Here is a 780-nt window from a genome sequence, read left to right on the forward strand (position 1 = left end):
ACCAAATATGGATCTGCACTTAAAGCTGCCGTAGCATTTGGAGGTTTAGGTAGCTCATAACCCTCCTGATCAGAACTGGCCGCTTTACGATCAACGTTCGGAATAGGATAACGAGAACCAATTTTTAGATCTGAATACCCCTCCGGCACAGTAATCCTTTGGCTTGTCTCAGCAGCATTGTACTCCCCAGATCTGTCTTTGATCAGCCCACATGCCGTTAATGCGAAAGCAGAAAAAACCAGTAAGGCCCGACGGGCAATAATTTTAATAGTTATATCACTCATCAAATCAGTTTTTTCGCTGTTAACGCAGACTCTACTTGCGAATGATATTGTTTGCTTAGCTCAGTCAATGGCAAGCGAATACCTGAGCCAATCAGACCCATTCTATTTAACGCGAACTTAACAGGTATGGGGTTAGCTTCAACGAACATTGCTTCGTGAACTGACGCCAACTGATCATTCAAAGTTTGAGCTTGCTCAGCCTTACCATCAAGCGCTAGGCGACAAAGCTGACTCATCTCAGCAGGAAGTACATTAGCTGTAACTGAAATATTGCCTTTGGCACCCGCCAAGATCAACTTATAAGCAGTTTCATCATCACCCGAATAGACCGGCATTTTGCCATTTAAGGACTTGATGAGTTCACTGCCACGAGCAATATCACCTGTGGCGTCTTTAATGCCGACAATATTAGGTACATCAGCTAAACGAAGAACCGTCTCGTTCTGCATATCAACAACTGTTCGACCCGGTACGTTGTAAAGAATCTGATCAATTT

The 780-nt window shown here is 43.8% G+C and carries 1 protein-coding gene and 1 pseudogene; both read right to left on the reverse strand.

Annotated features, from left to right (window positions below; translation table 11 throughout):
* Positions 1–284 (reverse strand): annotated as a pseudogene (locus A3763_RS00770) (hypothetical protein); the annotation flags it as partial.
* Positions 284–780, reverse strand: a 497-nt coding sequence (locus A3763_RS00775) for a dihydrodipicolinate synthase family protein (protein ID WP_197482656.1), incomplete at its 5' end; no start/stop codon positions are given. The gene A3763_RS00775 and the pseudogene A3763_RS00770, both read right to left, overlap by 1 nt.

It is taken from the genome of Oleiphilus sp. HI0128 (assembly GCF_001635365.1).